Annotated in this window: 21 protein-coding genes; 13 read left to right on the top strand and 8 right to left on the bottom strand. The window is 60.3% G+C overall.

Annotated features, from left to right (window positions below; all coding sequences use genetic code 11):
- Positions 1–41: 41 nt before the first annotated feature.
- Positions 42–410 (bottom strand): hypothetical protein, encoded by a 369-nt coding sequence (locus ACG74X_RS17320; RefSeq protein ID WP_058123676.1) that lies wholly within the window; start codon positions 408–410, stop codon positions 42–44.
- Between the two features lie 210 nt (positions 411–620).
- Here ACG74X_RS17320 and ACG74X_RS17315 point away from each other — a divergent pair, with 210 nt between their 5' ends.
- The 3 genes from ACG74X_RS17315 (at position 621) to ACG74X_RS17305 (ending at position 1,651) form a co-directional block, all read left to right on the top strand.
- Positions 621–872, top strand: coding sequence for a hypothetical protein (locus ACG74X_RS17315; RefSeq protein ID WP_411236435.1), 252 nt, complete (start codon positions 621–623; stop codon positions 870–872).
- Positions 873–996: 124 nt separating this feature from the next.
- A complete protein-coding gene (locus ACG74X_RS17310; RefSeq protein WP_017470289.1) occupies positions 997–1,254 on the top strand; it encodes a multiprotein-bridging factor 1 family protein in 258 nt (85 codons plus the stop codon).
- Positions 1,255–1,423: 169 nt separating this feature from the next.
- Positions 1,424–1,651, top strand: coding sequence for a hypothetical protein (locus tag ACG74X_RS17305; RefSeq protein WP_027238601.1), 228 nt, complete (start codon positions 1,424–1,426; stop codon positions 1,649–1,651).
- A gap of 120 nt (positions 1,652–1,771) precedes the next feature.
- On the opposite strand, the gene ACG74X_RS17300 is transcribed toward ACG74X_RS17305, so the two are convergent.
- The 6 genes from ACG74X_RS17300 to ACG74X_RS17275 all read right to left on the bottom strand — a co-directional run bounded on the left by ACG74X_RS17300 (position 1,772) and on the right by ACG74X_RS17275 (position 5,823).
- Positions 1,772–2,467 (bottom strand): hypothetical protein, encoded by a 696-nt coding sequence (locus ACG74X_RS17300; RefSeq protein WP_411236404.1) that lies wholly within the window; start codon positions 2,465–2,467, stop codon positions 1,772–1,774.
- 353 nt (positions 2,468–2,820) lie between these two features.
- The gene (locus ACG74X_RS17295) at positions 2,821–3,132 is read right to left on the bottom strand and encodes an STAS/SEC14 domain-containing protein (protein ID WP_007803481.1); all 312 of its coding nucleotides are present in this window, start codon (positions 3,130–3,132) and stop codon (positions 2,821–2,823) included.
- A complete protein-coding gene (locus tag ACG74X_RS17290) occupies positions 3,104–4,069 on the bottom strand; it encodes a cation diffusion facilitator family transporter (RefSeq protein WP_007803480.1) in 966 nt (321 codons plus the stop codon). The genes ACG74X_RS17295 and ACG74X_RS17290 overlap by 29 nt, the downstream gene beginning before the upstream one ends.
- Positions 4,059–4,622 carry a transglutaminase-like domain-containing protein gene (locus ACG74X_RS17285; RefSeq protein ID WP_007803479.1) on the bottom strand — a complete coding sequence of 188 codons (564 nt, stop codon included), beginning with the start codon at positions 4,620–4,622 and terminating at the stop codon, positions 4,059–4,061. Before ACG74X_RS17285 ends, ACG74X_RS17290 begins: the two co-directional genes overlap by 11 nt.
- A gap of 69 nt (positions 4,623–4,691) precedes the next feature.
- Positions 4,692–5,312 carry a cation transporter gene (locus ACG74X_RS17280; RefSeq protein WP_008327361.1) on the bottom strand — a complete coding sequence of 207 codons (621 nt, stop codon included), beginning with the start codon at positions 5,310–5,312 and terminating at the stop codon, positions 4,692–4,694.
- Between the two features lie 82 nt (positions 5,313–5,394).
- Positions 5,395–5,823, bottom strand: a complete 429-nt coding sequence (locus ACG74X_RS17275; RefSeq protein WP_007803476.1) for a MerR family transcriptional regulator — start codon at positions 5,821–5,823, stop codon at positions 5,395–5,397.
- Between the two features lie 213 nt (positions 5,824–6,036).
- Between ACG74X_RS17275 and ACG74X_RS17270 the strand changes: the two genes are divergently transcribed.
- The 10 genes from ACG74X_RS17270 to lnt are packed head-to-tail and all read left to right on the top strand — an operon-like array spanning position 6,037 to position 13,489.
- A complete protein-coding gene (locus tag ACG74X_RS17270; protein ID WP_007803475.1) occupies positions 6,037–6,603 on the top strand; it encodes an SCO family protein in 567 nt (188 codons plus the stop codon).
- A 5-nt stretch (positions 6,604–6,608) separates the two neighbouring features.
- Positions 6,609–7,031: a disulfide bond formation protein B gene (locus ACG74X_RS17265; protein WP_007803474.1), complete on the top strand. Its 423-nt coding sequence runs from the start codon at positions 6,609–6,611 to the stop codon at positions 7,029–7,031.
- Positions 7,028–7,687 (top strand): DsbA family protein, encoded by a 660-nt coding sequence (locus ACG74X_RS17260; RefSeq protein WP_007803472.1) that lies wholly within the window; start codon positions 7,028–7,030, stop codon positions 7,685–7,687. The genes ACG74X_RS17265 and ACG74X_RS17260 overlap by 4 nt, the downstream gene beginning before the upstream one ends.
- Positions 7,688–7,709: 22 nt before the next feature.
- Positions 7,710–8,180, top strand: coding sequence for a copper chaperone PCu(A)C (locus ACG74X_RS17255; protein WP_008327335.1), 471 nt, complete (start codon positions 7,710–7,712; stop codon positions 8,178–8,180).
- Positions 8,180–8,806, top strand: a complete 627-nt coding sequence (locus ACG74X_RS17250) for an SCO family protein (RefSeq protein ID WP_007803468.1) — start codon at positions 8,180–8,182, stop codon at positions 8,804–8,806. The genes ACG74X_RS17255 and ACG74X_RS17250 overlap by 1 nt, the downstream gene beginning before the upstream one ends.
- Positions 8,803–10,176, top strand: coding sequence for a M23 family metallopeptidase (locus tag ACG74X_RS17245; RefSeq protein WP_007803467.1), 1,374 nt, complete (start codon positions 8,803–8,805; stop codon positions 10,174–10,176). The genes ACG74X_RS17250 and ACG74X_RS17245 overlap by 4 nt, the downstream gene beginning before the upstream one ends.
- Positions 10,177–10,179: 3 nt before the next feature.
- A complete protein-coding gene (locus tag ACG74X_RS17240; protein ID WP_007803465.1) occupies positions 10,180–10,638 on the top strand; it encodes a DUF411 domain-containing protein in 459 nt (152 codons plus the stop codon).
- 22 nt (positions 10,639–10,660) lie between these two features.
- Positions 10,661–11,443 (top strand): ZIP family metal transporter, encoded by a 783-nt coding sequence (locus tag ACG74X_RS17235; protein WP_007803463.1) that lies wholly within the window; start codon positions 10,661–10,663, stop codon positions 11,441–11,443.
- 4 nt (positions 11,444–11,447) lie between these two features.
- Entirely contained in the window at positions 11,448–11,921 is a 474-nt protein-coding gene (gene lspA, locus ACG74X_RS17230) for a signal peptidase II (protein ID WP_007803461.1), read from the top strand.
- A complete protein-coding gene (gene lnt, locus ACG74X_RS17225; protein ID WP_009807490.1) occupies positions 11,918–13,489 on the top strand; it encodes an apolipoprotein N-acyltransferase in 1,572 nt (523 codons plus the stop codon). The genes lspA and lnt overlap by 4 nt, the downstream gene beginning before the upstream one ends.
- Before the next feature lie 261 nt (positions 13,490–13,750).
- Here the strand turns inward: lnt and mntR are convergent, their stop codons facing one another.
- Entirely contained in the window at positions 13,751–14,209 is a 459-nt protein-coding gene (gene mntR / locus ACG74X_RS17220; protein ID WP_008327326.1) for a manganese-binding transcriptional regulator MntR, read from the bottom strand.
- Positions 14,210–14,279 lie beyond the last annotated feature (70 nt).

Genomic DNA, 14,279 nt, shown 5'->3' with positions numbered 1-14,279 from the left:
GCGCGGAGGCTGGCGCGGCGACCAGCCAGAGGCAGACGAGGTTAGTTGTCAGCGCCCTTGGCTGATGGGGCTTTGTCTGACGGCGCAAGTTTGTGCGTACGGCTTGTCCCCGCCTCAAGCGGCAGGTCGACATGCGCAAAGCCAAGGCCAATGAAGAAAGACACCACGCCGGAGATCGTCTTGAACTCGCGGATCTTGATATCGTTGTAGGTCGTCCGCGTGCGGGCGGTGACGAGGAGCTTTTCCACGCCATCATCAGAGACAACGCGCATGATCCAGACCCCGTAATAGCTGGGGCCTTTCTTGTGTGCCGACTCCTGGCACAGGATTTCTGCGCTATAGCCGCTTTCCACGAGCTCGCGGAACCTGGCTTCCGTAACCACATTTGGTGCTTCGATGTCCCAGTTCATGGCCCGGCTCACGCTTTCTCCAATGGCGCGACCCCAGGCATTCCTACTTGAAGCCCAGAGTTACGATAGTATATTATCAACCGCAAGATGTAATATCGTGCTTTAGCTGTAGTTTGGTCACGCAAACACTAGTCTCGGCCAGTGTCCGCGATCAAGGAGATAACAGGTTTGAGAAACCCGAGGTTGATATGCCTGCTCCCATTGCAAGCTCTGGCCCTTCTGATCTGCGTTCCCGGGCCGGTTTTGGCGGAATCCTGCTTCGCTCCACCCCGTCCCTTCCTGCCAAGTGATTCGCAGGCCGCGCGGGACTATGCGGCTATCATCCGCAGCGATTTCGAAAATTACATCCGGGATATCCAGAGCTATTTCCGTTGCCTCGACAGCGAACGCGCCCGCGCGTTCGAAGAAGCGCGGGAAGTCAGCGAGGACTACGGCCGATTTCTGCAATTGGTAGGGGATTGATGGGCAACCTCGGGAGCATCAGACTTGCAGCCCATGGAAACCAGACGCCGATAACACCCTCATATATCTACTTTTTAGATAACAGATTTCATCCGCTAGCGACGTCACAAAAGGTATGTGACGCGTGGCAAAGACAATCAGAAGCAAGGGACAAGTGGCACTCTGTCAGGCGTTGGTCGACGCCCGTGTCAAAGCGGGCCTTGGTCAGAAAGACCTGGCAGACAGGCTCAGATGCCACCAGTCCCTTATTGCCCGCCTTGAGAGCGGCCAGCGCCGGGTCGACGTTGTCGAGCTGGTCGTCTTGGCGCGCGCCATCGGCTTTGACCCGTTCGAGGTTCTGGCGATCGTTGAAGCCGCCACGGAGCCCGACCACAGGATTTGAAGCCAATGAATTGTTGAGAACACGGGAACCCACTTTCCCGGTCTGATGATCATTTCCTCATCGAGGACCAGTTAGCCAACATCAAAGAAGCCCGGCGCGCGGTCGTAGTGAACGCTCTGCAACCCCACGCCGCAATTCGCAGCGCCGCAGTGCAGGAAGCCAGTAAACAGTGAACGAAGATAAGGGTGAGGGCGTCGCGATCGCCAATCTGATCGGGACCGATGGGTGCAGTGTTGTTGGTTGGGTTTATCGCTGGAGGACAGGCTCACATGCGGTGATGTGGGACGTCCAAGGGCCCCAGCCGGTATCGGAAACCCGGCCGGATATAAGTGACGAACAGAAGCAAGAAATCGACTTCGATGCGCTGACGAGGATCGGAAGAAGCGACGACGGGTGAACAGAGCGAACCCGCGGTGTTTGCCTAAACGCCAAACAGCATGTGGACCGCGAAGCGTATGCGGTGCGGTCGTGCAAGCCAAAGAAGCCGTCTTCCATGACAAATCTACGTAGCGGCAGGTCAGTAGTTCACCTGCTCGAACCCGTAGTTGCCGTCATAGTCACGCCAATCGACGAAGACGGATCGGTGATAAATGCCAGGGCAATGCTCGCCCCAACGTTCAAGTCCCACATGGGCCTCGGGCAGGGCAGTTATCGAAGATCGCTGCCATGAGAAATCGCCTTGGGTCCCGTAGGTGCCGAGGACCACGGTCGCGCTTCGGTTACAATCCCCATCGCGCCCGGACTCGTGCTGTCGTGCATACCGTACATCGAAGACGCGGATGGACCGCACGAAATTGAACTCCGGCCCGCTGATATCGATGTCCGCGCGGTCCTGAACGAGCCGCAGGGCGAGGTCGGTGGGAACGAGATTATCTACTGGCAAGGATTGAAGCGGTCGACGGCTGTCGGTTCGGTACAAGGCTTCAAAGATGCCGCCAGCGTTGTTTTTTAACCGATCGTTCTCGTAGGAGGCGCCCATGGGACAGCGCCAGATTTGCAGCGGTGGTTCGACCGGCCAAGGTGTAATCCGCCGGATAAATTCGGCGCGGGCTCGGGCGCAAGGGACGGAAGCAGGCCAGCCGCCAGACAGGCACAAGAGGATCGCGCAATCGATCGGGTATGTCTGCGCGCGGGCGGGTATTGGCAGCGAAGAACCTGTCACGGTCAAAGCGACTGCGACCGAGGGGAGGAGCTTCTTGAGTAAATGGCGCATGCTGTGGAGCCTCCGTGATAGGAGTTCAGCATACATACAATAATATACTATCGCAACGCTAAGTATAAAGTCGCATAATGAAGTTTATGTTAACCAACTGGCGCCCTGAGCCGCTAAAACATTACGATTTGATAATGCCCCGGCAAGGGCAGTGCCACCGTACCAAAGTTACTCCTTTGCGAAAGGAGCGACCATGTTCAGAACTTTCGGATTGCTCTTGGGTCTCGCAACTGCTGTAGTTCTTTTGTTTATGGTTTCGAACAGATGCTGTCTTCTGCGAAGGCATCTGATTGAAAGCTACTCTACCTTTCACTTGCCCAGGCGATTGCCGCCTTCATTTCCGCCGGGTCGAACTAACGGAGTTCTGCCGTGGTCAGCACGTCGGCGAACCTGGTTCCCCACTCCAACAAAGCCCCTTCGCCCACCACAGCGACGCGGCGGAAGTCATTCCTATGGGCTGTGTCGATTTTCAGATCTTCGAGCAGAGCGGACGGCCCATCGTAGCCTTCGAACCTCGTGAGATCGAGAACCAGGCCGGGCTTACTTGTCTCTTGCAGGCGCTCATGAAGCAGGGCGTGCATCCGTTTCAGGTCGCTTTCGCTGAGCTTGCCCTCGCAGGCGAGGCCAATCGTGTCGTCATGAGCTGTCAGTGTCTCGGTGAACATGGTTTTCCTCCTCTTTTTCCGGTTTGCCGTGACCGTAAAGGTCAGCGTTTTCGTGTGCGCGGTCTTCATGCTCAAATTCCAGACTCGAATGACCGATGCTGAAATCGTCCTTCAGCCGGTCCTTGATCGCGGCCTTGATCTTTTCGATTTGACCCCAGCCGTCCGCTGTCAGCACGACGTGGCAGTCCAGAGCCGCCTCGTGCTCCTGCATCTGCCACAGATGCACGTGATGAACGTCCGCGACACCATCCACACCCCGCATCGCCTGAACGACGGTTTCATTATCGATGTCCGGTGGACTGCCGAGCATCAGCGTCCGAATCGGACCGCCGATCTCGGTAAATGCGAGGTAGAGGATGTAGAGAGCGATGCCGATGGTGATCGCCGGGTCGACCCACCGCATGTTGTAGAGGAGGATGAGCGAGCCGCCGATGATGACCGCCACGGAGGCCAAAGCGTCCGATAGGTTGTGCAGGAAGAGCGCACGGATGTTCACGCTGCCTTTCTGCATCGAATAGGTGAGCAGCGCCGTCAACGTGTCGACGACCAGTGCCACACCGCCCAGGATCACCACCGTCCAGCCCTGTACCTCTGGTGGGTCGATCATGCGCATGCCACCCTCGTAGATCAGGTAGAAGCCGATCAGGATAAGTGTCGTGTAGTTGATGAGCGCTGCGACGATTTCTACCCGCCCATAGCCGAAGGTCATGCGCTTGTCCGCCGGGCGGCGAGCGATCTTACGCGCGAAGAAGGCGATCACCAGCGACGCCATGTCCGAGAAATTGTGGAGGGCATCCGCGATCAGCGCGAGGCTGCCGGAAAGGATCCCGCCGACGATCTGCGCGACCGTCAGGAGGCCGTTGGCCCAGATGGCGATGGAGACGCGACGATCACCGGATTGAGGATCGATGTGGGCGTGGCCGTGATCATGCGGCACGGTTCGTCTCCTCATGGCGGTGGTTCGGCCGATCGAATCCGGGGACCGGCGGCAAGATTCCGCGGCGGATGCGGCGAACCCTGGCATTCATCCAGTGACGGATGACGTGGCGATAGAGCAAGTCGCGCACAAATCCGAAGTTCTGGCGGTGATTGACCCATCCGTCGCCCAAGTCCACCTCTACCCAGGAGTGGAGGATTTCGGACGGCGCGAGGGGATAGACGAGTTCCGGAACGACGCCTCTCTGAAGCGCCTTGTGGATTGTGAACCCGTGCAGTCGGCAGCGAACTCCCACGCCACGCAGCAGGGCCATGAGGAGCGTGCCCTTGGTGTTGCACTGCCCGTGGCCATCTGCGAGGACCTCGGACGCCGGAATGTCGTCGGCGCGGTTGTAGCCGAAGGTAATCTCGTTCCTGACGAAATCGTAGATGGCCCCAATTCGGTCGTCGCTGGGAAGGTCTGCCCAGCCGCGCTCCTCGATCAGTTTTGCAATTGAGGTCGCGTCAAAATCCAGCAGCCGGGTTTTGGCCAAATGAGGGTCGGCGGGGTTCACGGGATACCTCCTCGAATCGTTCACGAGAATATGTAGTTGCTACAGTCACTGTAGCTTCAAGCCCCGATTTCAGGCCGAGTCCTTGGTTACCTGATCGTCATTGTGCACCGCCTTGTGGTGTTCACCATGCGCGTCTCTCAGGATTCCGACGCCACCCCAGGCCGCGATGCCGGCGACAATCACGCCCACGACAAGGTCCGGCCAATTCGTTCCGAGCCAGGCTACGAGCCCGCCTGCGACGACGATTCCGAGATTGGCCGCGAAGTCGTTCCAGCTGAACGTATTCGCCGCTCGGATGTTTACGTCTGGATCGCGAAGCCGTGCCAGCAGCCAGACGCAAAGTGCGTTGATGGCCGCCGCTACCAGCGCCATGACAATCATGATCGTGCCAAGAGGATCCGATCCGCCGACGTAGCGGCGCCACGCGTCATACAGGATTCCAAGGGCGAAGAGGATCAGCAGGCCGCCCGAAACGTTCGCCGCTCCGCGCTTCCACTTGGCGGAGCGGGACAGCGCGAAGAGGCTGATCGCGTAGACGAAACTGTCCGACAGATTGTCGAGGCCATTGGCGATAAGCGCGCTTGACTCGCCGAATGCGCCCGAGGCGAAGAAAGCGACTGCCAGCCCGATGTTGAGACCCAGCACGATCCAGAGTGTGCGTCTTTCCGTTGCGTTTCTCTGCTCCGCCATGCCGGGTATCCAAATTAGTGAATTGCCAATGAGTAACTAACACCGGGCTTTTTGCGTTCCGATCAAAGGTCGTCGAAATTGCTCAGGCGCCGATCTCTTCATGGTCGGTCAGGCATTCGGAATGGTCGCGCAGTACCTCGAGCACACGGCAATCAGAAGTCTGTCCGCCGCTGCACTCATGCACCATCCGCTTCAATTCCGTCCGCAGCGCCTCGAGCCGCGCCAATCGTTGCTCGACCTGTTTGAGTTGCCGACGGGCTATTGCATCCGCCTCAGCGCAGGACTTTCCCGGATGATCGCTGAGATCGAGGAGCTCACGGATCGCGTCCAACGAGAACCCCAGTTGCCGTGCGTGCCGGACGAATGACAAGCGGTCGAGTTCGGCGTCGCCATAGCGTCGTTGGCCCCCCTCGGTCCTGCCGGGCTCAGGCATAAGTCCGATCTGCTCGTAATACCGGATGGTCTGCACCTTTGTTCCGGTCTTCTTCGCCAGCGTCCCAATCGTCAGCATTTCCGCTCCCCACATTACCTACAGTGGGTGTAGCTTTATGCGGTGCGCATCACAAGCTTCACCCGAGTTTCACAGATCGGTGATTGTTGGCCGATCGATGACAATCACGCTTGAACCTACAGTAGCTAGAGGATGTAAACGCACACAAAATATAGAATCAGGTTCGGGCGGAGCGGCGTGAGGCTTTCAGGTCTTCAGAAGGTATTGTGGGTGTTGGCGGGCGCGGCGGCGTTCGTTTTCATCTGGCTGTTGCTATGGTCCGACTACCGTGCCGATCTTGCCCGCACCGAGAGTGAACCACCGTTTCTTGCTGATTTCGAACTGACCGATCATCGCGGCATGGTCCAAACGGACGAAGATTTCGCAGGGCGCTGGATGCTGGTCTTCTTTGGCTTCACCAATTGCCCCGACGTCTGTCCGACAACACTGTCCGAAGTCGCGGCCGTGATGGAGGGCCTGGGCGATGAGGCAGCAATGGTTCAGCCGATTTTCATAACGATTGATCCGGAGCGGGATACGCCGACTGCACTTGCCGAGTATGTGCCCCTGTTCGACGCAGGGATCATCGGGCTGACCGGTACACCGGAGCAGATCGCCGCGACATCCGAAACCTTTCCGATATTCTTTGAGCGGATCGAGCAGGCGACTGCGCCGGGCGGATACACGATGGGTCACACGTCGCATCTTTTCCTTTTCGACACGCAAGCAGGCTTCGCGGACTCCTGGCCCTACGGCACGCCCGCCGAAGAGATCCTCGCCGATCTGAGACAGAGGATCTGATCGTCATGACCCGACTTTCCGGAGAGACGGCCCTTGGCCTGGCCTGGATCATCGCGCTCACCGCGTCGCTTGCCGTGCTCTTCATCGGCGAGGTTCTGGGGCAGACACCTTGCGTGCTCTGCTGGTTCCAGCGTGCCTTCATGTTCCCCTTGGCCATCATCCTCGGGCTTGGGCTGTGGTGGCAGGATCGGCGCGTGGGTCGCTACGGGATCGCGCTGGCTTTGGGCGGTGCCGCCGTCGCGCTTTGGCACTTGGGCCTCTATGTCGGCGTTATCCCCGAGCGTATCCAGCCCTGCACGGCGACCGGCCCATCCTGTACCGACGACAATCAACTGGTCTTCGGCATTCCGATTCCTTTGATGGCGCTCGTCGCCTTCGCGATGATCGGTCTGCTGTCGGCTCTCTCACTGAAGGAAACACAAAAATGAAACGACGCGGCCTCATCCTGTCCGTTCTCGCGCTCGGGGTCGCCGGTTTCGGCGGTGCCGCCTGGTATGCCACCCGCCCCGACCCGATTGCCGCGTCCGATCCCATCGACCCTGAAATGGCCGACGCGCTGATCCGACCCTATTCCCCGATCCTCGGGCCCGAGGATGCGCCCGTAACCATCGTTGAATTCTTCGACCCGGCCTGCGAGGCATGCCGCGCTTTCTATCCGGTCGTCGAGGATATCATGGCGGAGCACGGAGACGCGGTGCGCGTTGTAATCCGCTATACGCCTTTTCACGGCGAGGCGTCGGTAGAAGCGATCCGTGTGCTCGAGGCGGCGCGCATGCAGGACGTGTTTGAACCTGTGCTCGAGGCAGTCTTGCGAGAGCAGCCCAGATGGGCGTCTCACGGGACCCCGGCACCCGGATTGATCCTTGAGATTGCAGCAAGCGGAGGTCTGGATGTCGAAGCTGCCCGGACACAGATGCTGGCCCCCGGTGTTGTGGCGGTGCTCAACCAGGACCGCGCCGATGTCGAGACAGTCGGGGTCCGCCAAACGCCCACGTTCTTCGTGAACGGCAAGCCTCTCGATCCGTTCGGTGAGGCCGAATTGCAGAGGCTGGTGGCAGTGGAAGTTGCGGCAAGCCAAAGCTGATTTGCGGAGGCAGGAGAAACGAGTGGTGAAGAAGTTGAGATATACCAATGCATTGGCCGTGCTTTTGACGGTTGCAGGGCTGTCGGCCCCCGCACTGGCCGGTTCGGAGGATGTCGTGGTCGAGAATGCGTGGTCCCGCGCCTCGATCGGCGTCAACAGGCCAGGTGCCGCCTATATGACCGTGCGCAACACGGGTGAAGACGCCGTTACGCTGACCGGACTTGCGACACCGCTGGCAATGATGCCCGAGATCCATGAGTCGAAAACCAACTCCGATGGCGTCAGTTCCATGGCGCCTGCAGGCGAGATCACGATTGAGCCCGGCCAAAGCGTGGCATTGGAGCCGGGCGGGTTGCACGCCATGCTCATGAAGCTGCAAGAGCCGATGACCGAAGGCGAGAATTTCCCGCTGACACTGACCTTCTCGGATGGCGGCAAGGTGACGGTCGAGGTCCCAATCCTCGGAATCGCCGCGCGTGGACCGGAGGGCTGATGCAACGTCGGCAGCTCCTTCTATACGGCGCAGCCGGTGCCGGCGTTCTTGGCCTGACGCTCTTCGTGGGCTGGTGGCGGGTGGACGGGCCCGGTGCGCCTGAACCAAAAGGGCAGCGGCCCCTGCCCCTATCGGCGATGGAGTTCCGGCTGACCGACCACGAGGAAAATGAGGTAGGGCCTGGCAACCTGATCGGTCGTCCCACAATGGTGTTTTTCGGGTTCACCTACTGCCCGGACGTCTGCCCGACGACCCTATCGGATATTTCCGGCTGGCTTGAGGAACTGGGCGACGAAGCATCAGAGATGAACGTGGTCTTCATCACGGTCGACCCGGAGCGGGACACGGTCGAGGCCATGGCCGAATATGTCGGCTATTTTCATCCGGTCATTCGTGGCTGGACGGGGCCGGAAGACCAAATTGCCCGCGCTGCAGAAGGGTTTCGTGCCTCATTTGAGCGCGTCCCGACTGAGGGCGGCGGCTATACGATGAACCATACGGCAAGCGTATTCCTGTTCGATGCCGAGGGTGAGCTCGTCACCATGATCGACTATCACGAGCAAAGAGAATTCGCGGTGCCGAAGATCCAGCGCGCACTGACAGAAGACGTAGAGGGGGCAACATGAAGATAAGAACTGTCTTGGCGGCCGTTGCGGTCGCAGGCGCATTTTCGGTGACCGCCATCGCCATCTCTGGCGTTCTGTCCAAAGAACCGGTGCCCCCTGCGATTGCTGAAGCGACCCTCTGGACTCCCAATCCGCTTGCGCCGCCTCGGATTACCGAAACCAATTCGGTCCGCCCTACACTCGCCCAGGCGGATATCGCATTCGAGTTCAGACCCCGGCCGCTCCTGACCGTTTCCCCCGCTGATACCTCCTTGCCATCTATCGAGCCCCCGCTGGTCACCTGGTCGCGGGAGATTGCGTCCGGCGAGACGCTTGATGCGGTCCTTTCCGATGCGGGGCTGGATGCTTCGGATCGCGCCGAAATCGCCTTGGCGATTGGCACGGAATACGATCTGCGCCGTCTGCGTCCGGGTCACATCATTACGGTGGTTTCCACAACGGACGACAACCCGCGTCGTGTAGAGCTCGCCGTCGAAGACGGTGTCCGGATAGAGGCGGTCTTCGGCGAACAGCTTGCCGCCCGCGTGTTGGACCCGGATCCCGAATTGGTGACTTTCGCCGGCGAGGCGGTGATCGAGAGCTCGATTTTCGCCGCCCTGAACACGGCAGACATCCCCGCCCGTTTTGCGGTGGACCTGGCGCAGATGCTGGGCGGCACCGTGGATTTCCGTCGTGATCTTGCGGGTGGCGAGACGATGCGCCTCCTTTGGCGCGAGGCCCGAGACGGGAACAAGAGGATTGGTCAGCCCGAGCTTGCCTTTGCCGCACTGGATATCGATGGCTCGGTCTATGAAATCGTCTGGCCGAACGACGGCAGCGGCCAAGCGACGATCTATGTCGACGGAGAAGTCCTGCGCGTGTTTGCGCAACCGGTCGAAGGTGCACGGCTGAGTTCTGTGTTCGGGCGCCGCACCCATCCGGTCTACGGCAATGTACGGATGCACACAGGAGTCGACTTCGCGGCGGCGCGCGGCACGCCGGTACAGGCGACGGCGCCGGGCCGCGTTAGCTTCATCGGCCGACGCGGTGGGTATGGCCGGGTCGTCGAGATCGCTCATGGCTCCGACACCCTGACGCGCTATGCGCATCTGAGCGCCGTACCGGACGGGCTCACACAAGGGCAACGCGTGATGGCCGGAGATATGATCGGGCGGGTCGGTGCGACGGGTACCGCGACAGGCCCCAACCTACATTACGAAGTGCTGGTGGACGGTCGCCCAACCGACCCTCTCTCTGACGACCGATTGGCAGAGGCGGCCGAGCGTGAAGCGGACGACACGGCCGCGCTTGAGCGACTGCGTGAGGCGCGTTCACTTCTTGCTGAGAGGCTCGCCAGCGAATTTGCACAGACGACAACCGAAAGGCTTTGATCCATGAAACGATTTACTCCCGCCCTTGCCATCGCATTTGCCTTGCTTCCTGCGGCGCAGGCCGTCGCAGAGGCGATTCAGATCGACGTCCGGAAGACAAACGGCTGCGGCTGTTGCCTGTCCTGGATGAAGCACCTCGAGGAGAATGGCTTCGCGCCGATGGGCGAGGACATGTTCGGAGGATCTCTTGTGCGCTTCAAACTCGACAATGGCGTGCCGCAGCGCATGGTCTCCTGCCATACGGCTTTGGTCGACGGCTATGTGATCGAGGGCCACGTGCCGGCGGCTGACATCCAACGCCTGCTGGAGGACCGGCCAGACGCGGTAGGCCTGGCGGTGCCGGGAATGCCCTACGGGTCGCCCGGCATGGGACCGGAGGACGACCGGGAGGCTTACGATGTCTTCCTGATCCACGAAGACGGATCGACCGAGGTCTACACCAGCTACTCGGCTCCTGACTGAACTCGCGGCAGAACCTTAACAATTGGAACCCCTCTCCCCCATAGCGCTTGGCTTTCTTGGAAGCCTGGCCGCCGGATCGCTGACCGCGGTCGGGGCGGTCCCCGTTCTTTTTGGGCGCATCCCGTCCCGGGCCACGCGCGATCTGCTGCTTGGCTTCGCGGCGGGTGTCATGCTCGCGGCTTCGTTCTTCTCGCTGATCATCCCGGCTCTCGACGCAGCTGAAGGACAGTTCGACAACGGTGCTCTCCCGGCGGCCATCGTATGTGTTGCGATCCTGCTTGGCATGGGCGCGATCGCTCTGATGAACGAACGGCTACCGCATGAACATTTCAAGACGGGGCGGGAAGGTCCCGACGCCGCATCGCTGCGGCGCGTCTGGCTTTTCATCATCGCGATCACTATCCACAATTTTCCCGAAGGGCTTGCCGTCGGCGTCGGGTTCGGGGCTGACGGTTTGTCGGGCGGGTTGCCACTTGCGATCGGTATTGGATTACAGAATGCCCCCGAAGGTCTGGCGGTGGCGGTTTCGTTGCTCGGCGAGGGCTATTCCAGGCTTCGCGCCTGGGGCATCGCCGCTCTGACCGGTCTCGTCGAGCCCGTCGGTGGACTTCTCGGCGCAGGGATTATCAGTCTTTCGCAACCGCTGCTGCCCTGGGGTCTCGCCTTCGCAGCAGGTGCGATGCTCTACGTCATCAGCCACGAGATCATTCCGGAAACCCACCGATCCGGCCATCAGAACAGGGCGACGCTCGGCCTCGCCGTTGGTCTTGTGATCATGTTGTTCCTCGACGTCTGGCTGGGATAAGCTGATGAGAACTTGCCTCTTCGTCGGTCTGCTTGCTGCGCTGATCGCCTTTCTTGTCGATCAGGCAACGAAGGCAATCGTTGTGTCCAATGCGACTGTTCTTAGTTCCGGCGTATCGGTCTTTCCCGGCTTCAATCTCATCTACCTGCGCAATGACGGAGTGACCTTCGGGCTTCTCGGCGGCGCGCCGTGGTGGAGCCTTGTCTTACTGGCGCTTGGCATCTGCGTCTGGCTGGCGTTCATGCTGGTCCGTACCAGCAGCCGGGTCGAGGCCATTGCCTATGGTGCGATCATCGGCGGTGCACTCGGCAATATTCTGGACCGCCTGCGCTATCGTGCGGTGACGGATTTCCTCGATTTCTACATCGGGACGGCGCACTGGCCTGCCTTCAACATGGCCGATGTTTTTGTGGTTGGCGGCGTGATGCTGCTGCTCATTGCGCCGTGGGTTGGCGCTCGACTTCAGACCGATTCATGAAGCCGGGATTGCCGCAGTTCGTTAGTGAGGACCTGAACCTGTTCCAGCGCATGGGTCTTGCCCTTGCTGCCGGCGGATTGACGGTTTTGACTCTTCCGCCGTTTTCTTGGCTCATCGCGGTCCCTGTAGCCTTCTCCGTGCTCTTTATCGTTCTCCGGAACATCTCAACCTCGCGCGCTTTCCTTGTCGGTTGGGCTTTCGGACTGGGCCAATTCGGGATTGGAATTTCCTGGATCGCCGAGAGCTTTTACGTCGATGCCGAACGTTTCGGCGCACTGGCGATTCCGGCGGTCGCGGGTCTGTCCGCCGGACTTGCCATCTTCCCGGGCATGGCGGCGATGCTTTTTGCCGCCATCATGCAGCGCCGAGCTGTCGGCGGCATTGCGGCAGGCCTGCTGTTTGCAACCTGCTGGGTGGCCACGGAATGGCTGCGGGGTCATGTCCTGACAGGGTTTCCCTGGAACCTTGCCGCTTATGCCCTTGTCGACTATGCCGCCCTGCGCCAACCCGCCGCCTGGGTCGGAAGCTACGGTTTGGGCTTTCTCACGGTCTTCATCGGCATATTGCCAGGTGTGTTGACTGTGGCGGCGCCAAAGAGACGCGCGCCTGTTCTCGTGCTCTTCGCCGTTGCTGTGGCGGGTTTCTGGGTTGGCGGTGCGCTTCGGTCAGGGCAGGACGTGCCGCCGACAGACGTTGCTTTGCGCATCGTCCAAGGCAATGTGCCACAAGTCGAGAAGTGGGTACCGGGCAGCCGCCAGCGAACCTTGGAAAAATACCTGGGCTTGTCCGCGCAACCCGGACGTTTCGATTTGCTGCTTTGGCCGGAAACGGCCTTCCCCGGCTTTCTGGACGAAGATGCTGCGGCACGCGCGCGGATATCTGCAGCTTTGCCAGACGGCAGGATCCTACTGACAGGTGCGCCTGACCGAGTGGAGGGCGATGGGGGAACCAGATATTTCAACACGGTTCAGGCCTATGACGGCAGCGGCGAGGTTCTGACGGGGTATGCAAAACATCATCTTGTTCCGTTCGGGGAATATGTGCCCCTGAAAGGCTGGCTGCCCATCGAGCGGCTGACCGAAGGGTTGGGCGATTTCACGCCGGGACCAGGGCCGCGCACGCTGGCGATCCCTGGCGCGCCTCTGGTCGCGGTGGCGATCTGTTACGAGATCATCTTTCCGGGCCACGTGGTCGATGACCTTTTCCGCCCCGACTGGATATTCAACGCCACAAATGATGCCTGGTTCGGAACCAGCATCGGACCCGAGCAGCACCTCGCCTCCGCGCGGATGCGCGCGGTCGAGGAGGGACTTCCCGTGGTCCGGGCGGCCAACACTGGGATATCCGCGATCATCGACGCCAATGGAAATGTCGTCGCGCGTCTTGATACCGGGGAAACAGGCACCATTGATGCCGGCCTGCCGGGCGCGCGTACTCCAACGCCCTATGCGCGGTTCGGCGACTGGACCTTGTTGGTTCTTGTTTTTGGGTGCTGGGTCTTCGGCTGGCTGGCCAGTTTGCTCGGACGAGATCCCGATGCGCGGCATTTTGGAACGGAGGTATCCTGATGCTTGTGATCGTGAGCGCTATCGGAGGCGCGATCTGGGGTGGCTATCTGGCACGACGGAGGAGGGGGAATCACCTGGATATCCTCCAATATGCGGTAGCGTCTGCGATCGCCTTCGGACTTGTCGCCCTGTTTGCAACCATCGTGCTGTCGCGGGTTCTCGGCTAGCGAGCTTCGAAATTGCGCAAACGTGTCAGCGGCTTGAAGACCTGATAGCTCGAGGTCCCGATAGAGAATCGCGCGAATGTGCATCTAGGCGAGCTCATTTCTGATTGAGCCGTCGCTCGAACGCCTCCAATGTCGTCCCGCTGACGTGATGCTCGATCCCTTCCGCATCGCGTTCCGCGGTCTCTTCGTCGATTCCCAGGCTCAGAAGAAAGGCGACGACGACCCTGTGGCGGCGTCGACAGATCTCCGCGAGGTCCTGCCCGGCATCGGTGAGGAATATCGCGCGGTATGGCTCCCGCCGGACCAGACCAGCAGCCTTGAGCCGCGAGATGTTCTTGGTCACGGTCGGCGGCTTCACGCCAAGCCGCTCGGCGATCTCGACCGGTCTGGCCTCCCCGCGCGTCTCGATCAGTTCCGCGATCAGTTCGACGTAATCCTCCGCCATCTCGCTTTCATGTGCCTGACGCACGGTCGCAAAGCCATCGGCCTGCGCCTCGGGAGCCCGGTCGACCGCTTCGAATGGCTCACGCCCTTGTGATTGTAGCTTTGTCATACTCGGGACTTTGCAGCGAAACAGCGGGATTGACAACTTGTTTGCTTCGGGTAGATAAGTTAGCCATGTC

Origin of the sequence: Marivita sp. S0852, from assembly GCF_046591575.1 — a bacterium.
Lineage (GTDB): Bacteria > Pseudomonadota > Alphaproteobacteria > Rhodobacterales > Rhodobacteraceae > Marivita.
The sequence above is the reverse complement of the archived record's forward strand: the minus strand, read 5'-3'. Positions and strand labels throughout refer to the sequence as shown.

What these genes read in the sequence shown, in the direction of transcription:
- ACG74X_RS17240 (WP_007803465.1), top strand. Translation starts at nt 10,180, where the DNA reads ATGAAACGATTTACTCCCGCCCTTGCCATCGCATTTGCCTTGCTTCCT.
- mntR (WP_008327326.1), bottom strand. Translation starts at nt 14,209, where the DNA reads ATGACAAAGCTACAATCACAAGGGCGTGAGCCATTCGAAGCGGTCGAC.
- ACG74X_RS17300 (WP_411236404.1), bottom strand. Translation starts at nt 2,467, where the DNA reads ATGCGCCATTTACTCAAGAAGCTCCTCCCCTCGGTCGCAGTCGCTTTG.
- ACG74X_RS17280 (WP_008327361.1), bottom strand. Translation starts at nt 5,312, where the DNA reads ATGGCGGAGCAGAGAAACGCAACGGAAAGACGCACACTCTGGATCGTG.
- ACG74X_RS17265 (WP_007803474.1), top strand. Translation starts at nt 6,609, where the DNA reads ATGACCCGACTTTCCGGAGAGACGGCCCTTGGCCTGGCCTGGATCATC.
- lspA (WP_007803461.1), top strand. Translation starts at nt 11,448, where the DNA reads ATGAGAACTTGCCTCTTCGTCGGTCTGCTTGCTGCGCTGATCGCCTTT.
- ACG74X_RS17295 (WP_007803481.1), bottom strand. Translation starts at nt 3,132, where the DNA reads ATGTTCACCGAGACACTGACAGCTCATGACGACACGATTGGCCTCGCC.
- ACG74X_RS17260 (WP_007803472.1), top strand. Translation starts at nt 7,028, where the DNA reads ATGAAACGACGCGGCCTCATCCTGTCCGTTCTCGCGCTCGGGGTCGCC.
- ACG74X_RS17250 (WP_007803468.1), top strand. Translation starts at nt 8,180, where the DNA reads ATGCAACGTCGGCAGCTCCTTCTATACGGCGCAGCCGGTGCCGGCGTT.
- lnt (WP_009807490.1), top strand. Translation starts at nt 11,918, where the DNA reads ATGAAGCCGGGATTGCCGCAGTTCGTTAGTGAGGACCTGAACCTGTTC.
- ACG74X_RS17275 (WP_007803476.1), bottom strand. Translation starts at nt 5,823, where the DNA reads ATGCTGACGATTGGGACGCTGGCGAAGAAGACCGGAACAAAGGTGCAG.
- ACG74X_RS17320 (WP_058123676.1), bottom strand. Translation starts at nt 410, where the DNA reads ATGAACTGGGACATCGAAGCACCAAATGTGGTTACGGAAGCCAGGTTC.
- ACG74X_RS17245 (WP_007803467.1), top strand. Translation starts at nt 8,803, where the DNA reads ATGAAGATAAGAACTGTCTTGGCGGCCGTTGCGGTCGCAGGCGCATTT.